The 11,256-nt window shown below is 57.7% G+C and carries 4 protein-coding genes; 1 reads left to right on the top strand and 3 read right to left on the bottom strand.

Features of this window, described 5'->3' with window-relative positions; genetic code table 11:
* Window position 1 precedes the first annotated feature (1 nt).
* From ACKVY0_RS01115 to ACKVY0_RS01105, 3 genes are all read right to left on the bottom strand, one after another.
* Entirely contained in the window at window positions 2-3,304 is a 3,303-nt protein-coding gene (locus tag ACKVY0_RS01115) for a hypothetical protein (RefSeq protein ID WP_409212936.1), read from the bottom strand.
* A gap of 41 nt (window positions 3,305-3,345) precedes the next feature.
* The gene (locus ACKVY0_RS01110; RefSeq protein ID WP_409212935.1) at window positions 3,346-8,637 is read right to left on the bottom strand and encodes a hypothetical protein; all 5,292 of its coding nucleotides are present in this window, start codon (window positions 8,635-8,637) and stop codon (window positions 3,346-3,348) included.
* 129 nt (window positions 8,638-8,766) lie between these two features.
* A complete protein-coding gene (locus ACKVY0_RS01105; protein WP_409212934.1) occupies window positions 8,767-9,900 on the bottom strand; it encodes an ROK family protein in 1,134 nt (377 codons plus the stop codon).
* Window positions 9,901-9,969: 69 nt separating this feature from the next.
* Here ACKVY0_RS01105 and ACKVY0_RS01100 point away from each other — a divergent pair, with 69 nt between their 5' ends.
* A complete protein-coding gene (locus tag ACKVY0_RS01100) occupies window positions 9,970-11,121 on the top strand; it encodes an LLM class flavin-dependent oxidoreductase (protein WP_409212933.1) in 1,152 nt (383 codons plus the stop codon).
* The last annotated feature ends 135 nt before the right edge of the window (window positions 11,122-11,256 follow it).

Here is an 11,256-nt window from a genome sequence, read left to right as displayed (position 1 = left end):
TTCACAACGGCACATCGACAGTGTTCGTCACGATCACGCGTTCGATCTCCTTCGTGGGGCTAAAACGTACAAGGATATACTTATATGTGGCTCCTTTGATGACAGGCTGGCGATCGAGCAGGAAGATGTCGTGGTCGTATTGCGTCTCGGTTCCGGTGAGCGGACTATCGCTTTCATGCAGGATGGCGATGAAAGGATCCGTAACGACTTTGTTCGGGCCGCCGATGATCTGGGCGATGCGCTCCATCAACGGAGAGACTTGCACAACATCACCAGAGACAACGGGAAAGGTGCTATTGGCGATCTGCACGCGGTAGAGTGCTACGGGGAACACCGCCCCAGGAAGCACGGTTTTGCCACCTTCCTCGCTATCGAGCGGTTGATTGACATATATGGAATGTTCCACATTGAGGACGCTGCTGAGATTGAAACTGACATGCACTGCGGTGTTGACGGGACCACCCTGATCCGTTTGAGCCGTGGTGGTGTTGCCGTTGAATGGCGGATCACTGTATTCTCCGATGCGGATGCCGTTTCCTTTCCACGGCGCGAGATCTGAAACGTTCAAATGTGCGGCCTGAATGCCAGGATGGAACGCTGCCTGCGGCGGCAGCGGACGATCCGGCCAAGGAACCGCCGCACTCAATGTGAAGTCGCGGGAGGTGTAGGTGAAAGTTTCCACATTGCTGAAAGCCCCAACAGCACGCGTGCTACTGCTACCGGAGCCAACGGCACGGACCATGACTGTGTAAGCGTCACTCACCGAGACTGGCAGTTCGACACTGTACTCCGGCGTGCCAGTAGGGCTGAGATGACGTGCCAGCGCAGTCTGGAAGACGGCAAAATCTTTGCCATCAACCATGTTCAGATGCGTGGCCAAATCGGTGGAAAGTCCACTACCGGTGCTAGAAGGTGCCGAGCCGGAGGAACGGCTCACCCATAACTCAAAGCGCTCCACACCGGCCGTCGAACACATCCAGGAGACCTGCATTTTTCCGCTCATCAGTGGCGGCACAGATTTGAGCGGCTCCAGCATCGGTGTGGGCAACGCAGTGGCATCAGCAAAGGTGGCACACTCGCCCTGCTGCATGAGCTGACCGGGATTGCCGTGCTCGTCGGTAAGCTCGAGGAAATAGCACACCGTGCAGTTGGCTTTCGGTGGGTCAGAATCCGTCCAAGTGGTGGGTGCAGTGCTGCCGGCGGGGATTTCACCTTGAGCGATGAGCGTCTGTGCGCTGCTATTCACCCGGCGGTACAATTTCCATTCACGTGAGCCGGTGCTGGGAATGAAACTGCCGGTGGGCTTGACCGTGTCTCCTGTGACAGGATCGGTGGTCTGGTGACGCCAGCCACAATCGGCACCCGGCAGGGTGAGAGAGTTGAGCACGGTGTTCCACTTCAGTTCAATGTATTTACCAGCTTGGGGGGTGATGTTGTCCTGGCCTGTGGTAGGCACCCATGCAGAAACGGTGCCACTAGGTGTGGCGACGCGGCAAAAAAAAGTGCCGTTGCCAGTGAACTTCGGCAGAGTGCGCGGGAGGTTCACACGCAAAAAGCCCGTGCCGTCTTTTTTAAACGCGCTCCGTCCGAGCAGAACCTCAGAACCACCAGTTGTAACCTTGAATTCCGCCCACGCGAGGCCGGTGGTTAGCGAACTGGTACAAACGAACTGCAAATGAGCGGTATCCGCATTCAGACCAGTCTTCGCCACTTGCATTGCGCTGGTAAAGCTCACCAACGGCTCGAAACACTTCAACGAAACCTCCCCTTTCGATCCCGCAGGACCTTCACGGTCGCGCAGCACGCCAAACACAGGTGGACTGTTGCCGCTGACGTTACCGCACACACTGCCATCAATCGCGCGCACGGTGTAAAAGTACGTCTTGCCGTTGTCTGTAGGCCATGCGGGAGTGCTGTAGTCATTCACAGCCCCACCAGGCGGAGGTGGACTACCGTCATCAATGAAGCTGTGCGTTGTCGCTGGAACGATGGCGATGAGATTGCGATTGAGCAGCTTTTCTTTCGTCGGAATCTCCGACGGTGTGCGCCAGCGATACACCCGATAACCGGCGATGGTTTCAGGTGGGACAACATCCGGTGCCTCCCAAGAAACTTCGAGGCGCTGATCATGCACGGTGCCGTTGTAGCTGGCCACGTTGCGCACTTTGACCTTCTTGGGCTGGTTCGGCGGGAGGCGGTCGCAGATTTCTACCAAGGTGCCAGGGGAAGGTGTTCCGCCATTGCCCAGCAGATCTCGGGCGACGGCGAAGTAATAAAATTGTGCGCCATCGGCGAATGGTGTGCCAGCCGTTTTGAAGCGGCCGTTATCATCGTGCACATAGACGGTGTCGTTGGTCAGATTCGCTGCTTCAGCAGCAGTGAGCATCACGGAGGTCAAAATGGCCAGCGTATTGATCTTTCTCGCAGTCGGCTCAGATGTGAAATCATTCACCGTGGTCGGCGGTGTGGTGTGCCAGCCTTTTGACATCGCGATAGCCTTCGGTACACGGTACACATCAAAGCCATGATGCAGCGGTGCTAGGTCACGCAGTGTGTTTGGCGTCGCCCAGCGCAAAGTAACATTCAGATTGCCCTTCGAGGTCGTGTCCGGCAGCTCGACAGGCGCACCAGGCGCAGGAAGCACGAGCGGAGCGGCGGGATCTACCGTCACACGTCCCACCACACCGATGTCCGTGCTCGTGGCAGTGTTGAAATCTCGCAGTTCATAAGTCAGCACCCCAACTGCGGACACCCGTTCCATATGGGCTAGGCCTGCGCATAATGCTACTGAGGGCCGCTGACGTGCGACGAGCATCACCCGCTTCATTTTGTCGTTGTCGCCCCAGGCTCCACTGATGAAGGCAGACATCTTTTGAGCCACGGTGACCGTCCCTGCCGCACTAGCATCCTCCAGCAATTCCGAGAGCACCGAATTTAGCTCCAGAAGGTTTTCACCGAGCACATTCGCCCGCGTAAGCAGTGAACCAATGATTCGCACATCCGCCGCCGGCTCCAGGATCGCCACGCGCGAGTACGAACTGGCGGAAGTCGGTCCGCCGCTCTTCCGATACACTGCGATCTGCTTTCCCATCACCACCGAAGGGTCCGTCGGCTGCAAAGCGATCCACGCAAAGCTGCCACTGCCGTTCGTCGTTGTGGTGCCGGCCACGATGAGGGAGTTTCCTGTTCCAGATTGAGCGTAGCTCGGAAACGGAGCCAGCAGCAGAGACAGAATAACGCATGCGTAATGCAGCTTGCCAAAGGCGCGGTGATTGCCGTCGTCAGCGGAGATTTTGAAATACATAAGAAGGAATGCTTGAGAAATTTGCGAGTACGATTTCGCCATTAATAACTGACCTCCCAGCCGCCCTGATCGGTGTACTCGAATTGGGCGCGGAGATCAGCTTCAAGGCAGAATTTGCAGACACCTGCTTTACCGTAGAGACGACCGCTGCCGGCAAAGGCGTAGTCATCCCCGCTCTTCAGGCCAACGAGTGACACCTCACCGCCGATCTCAACGGCACACAGCGCTTCACCATACACACCCATCGTGAGGCGTCCGCCATACGTTGGGCCTTCGGTAAAGTAGAACACGCCGGCACCCGCTTTGGCACTGATGTTGAATAGGCAAGTGCCAGTACCGTAAACCGGGAAGGTCGCCTCGCCGTAGCAATAGACGCCAGTAAATTCCGTCATCGTCAGCACACTGGCCACGAGAGGATCGACCATGAGCAGTGGATCAAGCGAACATGCGTGGCCGAAGAAGACTCCGCCTGCCATCTGATACTCACCAAACTCGACGCCGATCTTCGCAGCGAGGTAGTTCTCCGTAGCTCCAAACATGACGCTGGCTCCCAGTTCGGTGATTTTAAAGGTTTCGAAGCTGATCTCCCCGCTCGTCATTTCAAACGAACCACCGAGGCCGATGGGTAAGCCACTGCTATTGAGTGAAAACTTCACACCGAGATCGGCACGCAACTCCTCGCCACTCACACCAGTCCAGCCAAGGCCCACATCGAGGGCTCCGATGCTGACCTCAGTGATGTTTGCGCCAGTAGCGCCGCCGCAGCATGCCGCATTTGTTGCGCCATCAGAGTCCAGTTCCTTGATTTGGAGGTACGCGGCCAGTTCCATCGCATCTGGCACCTCCATTTTGAAGGTCGCGTCGATGCGCAACTCGTCGAGGCTGTCGCCATTGATGTGGGCGTAGCCAGTAAGCGAACCACTGCCGAGGTAGTTCTGCACATCACCGACGAAGTTGTCGTTGATCGTCTCGTCGAGTCCCGCCAGCACTTCACTCATCGCCTGGCGGATCATTGTATTCAGTGCAGCAAACGCGGTATCCACTGCCTGATTGAAAGCGGCCTGAAGGTCATAGACCTTTTCCTTGATCGCTTCCTGGATGTCGGTCACGAACTGACTCTCAAAAATTTCGTCCGTGATGCGCTGTGCGATCTGCGCTTTCCACTCCACAATGATGGCGTCAATGTCCGACTGGTCTTCGACGGTCATTGCAAGCACGAGCTCCTCAGCGTAGTCACCAGCAGCATCGCTGGCAGCTTCGATCTGCGTCGTCGCATTATTCACGATATTCGTGATCTCGTCAGCGAGTTCGCCACCGGTATTCAGCGCTGCACGCACTTCACCAATCGCCGTCTTGATTTCTAGGAGCACGTTTTGAGCCGCCTCGAGCTGCGGTTCAATTTCAGCAAGAACTTCGCGGATTTTGTCACCCAATTCGGTTGAGGAAGCGACTGTCGCCAGCGTGTCGATAAGCGCCGAGGCGAGGTTGAGGAAAATGACACGTTCGGCCTCGGTGCCACCAGATGGCACGTATTTCGCCAAGAGGCCATAGGAGTCGATTTCAGGATCAGCATCCGTATTGAGACCCACCGTGACGGCATCAATGGCGTCTTCAATCAAATCGAGCTTGGACTTGAAGTCGGCGATCATCTTCTGCGTGAGCGCGGTAGTGTCACTCACGCTGCTCAGCGCTTTCACGGCATCGCTGGTCGGATCGCGGAAATAGCGGTCCACTACGCCCGAGAGCACACCTGCGTTGATTTTCGCACCGGCGGGCGTGTTGGTCTTCACTTCAGCCAAAAAATCATCCAACACGTCATCCACTGCCTGATCCAGAAGATCGCCGATGAGATCCTCGGCCTTGTCACTGAGCATGTCGGTGAAGCTATCCACACCTCCCGAGAGGGAGGTGAATACTTCGTTGCCTGCTGCGGTGACTAGCGCGGAGGAGACACCGGTGGCTTCGTCCAAGGCATTGAAAGCCATGCTGGCTAGATTGATCTCCGGGAGGCCGCTGTATTGCACTCCAAAGCTAATCTCCGCCGTTTTTTCGTCCATAAAGTCGAGCTGATGCTCGGTGCTCAGCACAAGCAGATTCTGCGTTTGGGCCTCGAAACCGCGGAAGTCGAAGCTCGTGCTTGACCACACGACTGGGTAATCAAAATCGATCACGCCAAGCCAGAGTTTCTCCGCGTGTGGGAGATAAGTCGTCGTTCTTTGATCACGGTAAGTTGCCAATGCGACCGGATGACCGGTGTGGGTGCTGTCAAAAAAATCGACATCAAAGGCCGTCTGGCTGCTGGTGTCCATCCAGCCGCCAGTCATGTAGAGCGGCGAGGCAATTTCCGGCGCAGTGCCTCCCGTGGCTGTAAAACCCGCACGAGTCTGCAAATGCACGCGCATGTCCTCAAAAAACGGCACATCCAGCGTACCAAAGAGGCTCCAAAAACCCTCACCATCGCCAGTGCCGGAAGCCGGATTGTCATTGAAGTAAGCCCCCTCAGCCGGGAAGAAGGTGTATTCTTCACCGCTCGCGCCGGTCATTGTTAGCGCAGAGGGCAGCGTCAGCCGTGTGGGCACCGCTAAGTCCATATGATCGCTGTACTTCGCGAAGTGCCCATTGTACTCGATGCCGAGTGAGCCTTCGAAGGCTGCCGCGAAGTGTGAAGCATGCGCGGTAAAGCCCAGCTTCATTGTCACAGTTCCAGGCGCAGAGCTGGCACCGCAGGCGCTTGAATCCACAAACGAAACGGCCAGCGGTGTGAAGAGAGCGTTCCAGAGATCGAACTCCTTGCAATCTGTGCCGCTAGAGCCGCTGCCCAGCTCGAACGAATCAAGTGAACCAAGGCAGGAGAACCGTAGCTCATTAAAATCAAGCGTGAAGTTGTTTGGCGTGATGATGTCGAGTTCGCCACTGATGCGGCTGTCTTCCATCTCACTGGAGAGAAAAGAACAACCAAAGGTCGTCAGATTGAAAAGATATCCAGCCAGCGTGAGTCCACCTGGACCGGTGGGTGATTCGTGAATTCCGGTGACGCCAGAGAGACGCGTATAGTATTTGCTGCGTGTTGTCAGATTATACGGACCGAAGAGGCTGCCTTGCAGTCGGCTTGAGGCTGTGGCGAGCGGGCTGGTGAAACTGGAGCAGCGGAAATTGATGCCCGCGTAGTCTCCCAAGCCGTTCGAGTACGCTGTCGTCTGTGGACGCTCGGCCACAGTGAGGTTGGCAGGATCAAATCCGCTCAGAAGGATGTTCGCAGGGCCGTCTTCATCATTGAGCAGATTTTGGTCCCCTCGCAGGAAGGTGCCAGCCATGAGAAAGTGTGCGTCCGTGAACGTGCTATTTACCTGATGCGTGAAGTCTATACCGTTGTAACCCCACTCGATGGTCTGTGTCACCGCACCGCCAGCGTAAAGACCACCATCACCGGTAAAAGACAGCGCACCCGCCGGAGTGAGCGTCACATTTTCCGTCCGCGCACCGGTGCAGTCGATTTCATCGGTGCAGTGCTGGTTGTACGCGTTGACGAGGTTTGACGGCGCATTGAGCTGGCTCCCTGCCGGATTCACGATATCACCCGCGATGTGCATGACACTCGCACTCGCCCACACGACCGACGTGTCGTATGGGAAATGCGTCACCAAGCTACCGGCAGACAAATTCACATCTCCCGTGATCTGCGCCCCATTGCTCACGCCTTTTTTCACACTGATATTTGCAGCAGTAGTGACGGTGTTGTAGAGGTGGTCATTCGAGCGCTTCGTTGAGAGAGACGGATCTGCGTATGCATAGCTACTGAGAAAATCGAGCAGTGGTTTTCGAATCGAGTGCGCATTGCATACCGCGCCGCACTGAAACTCTCCCGCACTGGTGAGCCACGAAAACACCGCCGCTTCGATGTACACCGGCTTCGTTTCCTCACAAAGGTAAAATGCGCCCGCACCCGGTGTAATCGTCAGCGTGCCAGAGGGCATGAGGCTTTGATTTAGGTTCTGGGTGCCAAATGCAACACTCGCATTGAGCAGGCCCGTGACCTTGTCTGCAGCCCAGCCGATGCCCGCTGGCAGGAATGCCAGAATTTCACTATGAGCACCCGTCGCATTTAAATAGGCCGTGCCGGTGCGCTGAAAATCGACCCCATTGAGCACACCGCTGCGATTTGCCGTCGCTACGGGATCGAGATTCATCGTACCAGGCCAGGCCGTCCGCACCTGAGCGATGCCGCTCGCGGTCAAAACCACCTGGATCGTCGATCCGCCGAAAGTGTAGCCGCTCACACCATCCACTGTGCCACTTCCCGCAGCAGGCGTGATCGTGCATTCGACTGAGGTGCCCAGCGTCACCAGCGCTCCGAAAAACGTGCCCGGCGCACCCCCGATATCAGTCACATGCGTCATGATGGGGCCGCTGCCGAAATTCACCTGCCCTGTGAAATGATAGGTCAACGTCGAGGCCGAATCCATGGTGTTGCCCGTGTAACTGGAAGGCGTCACCGTATTCTCCGTATGTGTGATCGTAACAGAGGCGCGGTAATTGTCCGGCGCGAGGATCGCCGCCGGGTCCACCTGGATGATCTTGAAACCCGTGACCACCTTCGGCGCGATGGGAGATGCTGAGGCATCAAAGCTACCCATCGCTGACTCCGTCTTCGTATTCCCCGACACGGTGACCGCCTGAACTGCGCCGTCGCTATTCCTCAACCATTGCCCACCAAAAGTCAGCGCCACATCCTTCGCCGTATTCGTTCCCGACCAGTCATCAAAGCGGTGCAGCGTGTAATCCACCCGCACCGGGATCGTTATCCGCGTTGAATTCGATTCCAGCAGGTAATCCCGGTTCACCGTGATCGCGGTGATCTCGCTCACGACATTCAGATCATCTGAGCCTGAAGAAGTACCGATGAAATGGATGAATGTCTGCCCCGTAGTCTCGGTAAACGTGGCCTCCAGCGTGTTGCCGATGACTTTGACTACATCCACCTTCACACGGTAAAGCTTGCCTGGCACCAGACGATTGACTGCGGAAGGCGTGATCGTCTGTGCGACTGTCACCGTGCCACTGCGTGATGCAGCAGTCGTCGTCGCCGTCGCCACCGCCGTGCCACTGGGATCGAGCAACGACCAATCCAAGCGGTAAACCGCCGCAGAGCCAAAGCTCACGTTGGCCTCCACCGCGATTTCATCCCGGTCGGTCCCCGCGCCGGAAATCGACGCGTCCGCAGCAATGACGTAGCCAGTGTAATTCGTGTGTGAAAGGCTGTTCACCGTGACGGCCGCAGCAGTCGTAACCGCGGTAAAACCAGCCAGCAGAAAGAAAAAAATGAATCGAATCATGGTGTATTACCATTCCCAATACCGATCCGGCGGGATGAGTTACACGACAGCTCGTCCCGATTGTGATTTTTTCTCCTTCGGCCTGTAAGAGGGGCCTCATCCAGCACCCTCCGACTGCATGGTCTCGGCTCAAGCCGGCGACCATGCCTCCATCGCCAGACTCGCCGCACCGAGCGCACCGGCATCATCACCGAGCACTGAAGGCACCACCTTCAGCGGCGCTGTGGCCAGCGCGGGTGCCAGCGCACGCGCCGCCCGGATGATCGACTCGCAAAAACGCTCCCCCAGCGCCGTCAGCGGCCCATGCAGAATAAAGACCTCGGTGTCGGTGAGCAGTTGCAGGCAGCCGATGACGCGCGCGAAATCCGCGCAGACCGCCTGCCATTCCGCACTGTCAGTTGCTGCAAATTCCACCAGTGCCGCACGCAAATCCTCCGGCAATTTCTCTCGCACCGAAACACCCGCCAGCCGCCGCCACGTCGCCGGTGCGCTGAGCACATGATGCAGTTCCTGGCTGGTGCCATCACCACCTCCCAGCGGCCATGGCCAGCGTCCCACTTCACCGGCGGCATGGTGCGCCCCCTCCACCAGTTTGCCATGCAGCACCATTGCGATGCCAAAACCGCTGCGCGGTCCCAGGATCACATAGTCGTTCAAATCATGCCCCATGCCGAACCAGCGCTCGGCAAGGGCAATCGCGCGCAGATTGTTCTGCAAAATGACCGGCACGCCGAGTCGCGTGCTGATGAGACTGGAGACCGGCACCTGATTCCAGTCGGGAATGAAAGCGTAGTGCAGTCCGATGCCCGCCTGTGGGTCCACCAAACCTGGCACGCCCAGACCCACCGCCAGCAGCGGGCCTTGCATGGCTTCAGTCAACTTCGCCACACACAGCAAAATCGTTTTGATCACGCTGTCAGCGGTGACTTCTGCTGGCAGCGGACGCACCACCGCCGTCGTCTGCCTGCCGGAAAAATCCACGCCCACCGCCTGCACGCGCAACGCATGAAACTCCACCCCGGCAAACCAGCCTGCGCCAGCCAGCGTCGTCAGCAGCCGTCGTGGCCGCCCCATCGGCCCCTGCCGGACGCCTGATTCACTCAAAAAATTTTCCGCGATCAGGCGGTCCACATACATCCCCACCGTTGAGGGCGAAACGCCCAGCGCCTTCGCCAGCGTGGTCCGCGACCTCGCACGACCGCTGCGCACCTGCAGGATGGCCGCGCCGAGCACCTCGTTTTGGAACACCGGATTTTTACGCATTTGAGTAAAACATGAATTGCTGTCGTTCTCGTATGCAGGAAAACCTCCTGCCTCGTCACTCTTATCTGCATGACAGCTCTACCTATCCGTACGCCTGACCGCAAGGCCGAAGTCGCCTGGTTCTCCGCCCTTTGCGCAGATGACTACGAGTTCCTTGGAGTGCCCGACGGCAGTCTGCGCTCCAGCTATGAGCACTGTGGTGACATCGTCCGCAAAGCCGATGCCCTCGGCTATCAAAATATCCTCCTCCCCAGCGGCTGGATCGCCGGACAGGACGCGCTGGCCTTTGCCGCTGCCATGGCCCCACAAACCACGCAGATCAACCAACTCGTCGCCCTGCGCATGGGTGAAGTCTGGCCGCCCATGCTTGCCCGCGCCATCGCCACCGTCGATCACATCGCCAAAGGCCGCCTCTGCATCAACATCATCTCCTCCGACCTGCCCGGCCTGAAGGAGAGCAACGAAGTCCGCTACGCCCGCGCCAGCGAGATCATCCAGATCCTCCAAGGCCTGTGGCGCACCGGCGGCCACTTCGAGTGGAAAGGCGAGTTCTACAACATCAGCCTCCCCACCACCGAACCCGCCAAGCCTTATCAGCAAAACGGCGGCCCGCTCATGTACTTCGGCGGCATCTCGCCTGCCGCGCAGGACTTGTGCGCGAAGCATTGCGATGTCTTCCTCATGTGGCCGGAAACTGAAGACCGCATCGCCGAAACTATGCGCACCATGTCCGAAAAAGCCGCCTCCTATGGCCGCAAGATCGACTTCGGCTTCCGCGCACATGTCATCGTCCGCGAAACCGAAGCCGAAGCCCGCGCCGCCGCAGATCGCCTCATCTCCAAACTCGACGTCGCCAAAGGCGCCGAGATCAAAGCGCGCTCGCAGGACAGCCAAAGCGCCGGTGTGAAGCGCCAAGACAAACTCCGCGCCCAAAGCACCGATCTCTACCTCGAGCCGCATCTCTGGAGCGGCATCGGCCTCGCGAGAAGCGGCTGCGCCAGCGCCATCGTCGGCGATCCTGATCAAGTCCTCGCCAAACTCAACCGCTACATGGACCTGGGCATGCGTGCCTTCATCCTCAGCGGTTATCCGCACCTTGAAGAATGCGATCTCTTCGCCAAACACGTCCTCCCCCACCTCCCCACCTGCCGCCTCAACGAACTCCAAGGCCGCCGCATTGAAAATCCCGTCACGCCACTCACCACCGCAGAACGCAAATGACGAATGCTGAATCAATGTCATTAAGTTAAGGACAGCACATGAATGAATGCCGCAGATTCAGGAAAACCACAGATTAGACGATTCAGGCGAGAAATCTGCGGCTTCCCTGAATCTGCGGCAATCCCTTCTTAACTT

Origin of the sequence: Prosthecobacter sp. (genome assembly GCF_046154365.1) — a bacterium.
Classification (GTDB): domain Bacteria; phylum Verrucomicrobiota; class Verrucomicrobiia; order Verrucomicrobiales; family Verrucomicrobiaceae; genus Prosthecobacter.
Note: the sequence above shows the minus strand (reverse complement) of the source record. Positions and strands in the feature narration are given on the sequence as shown.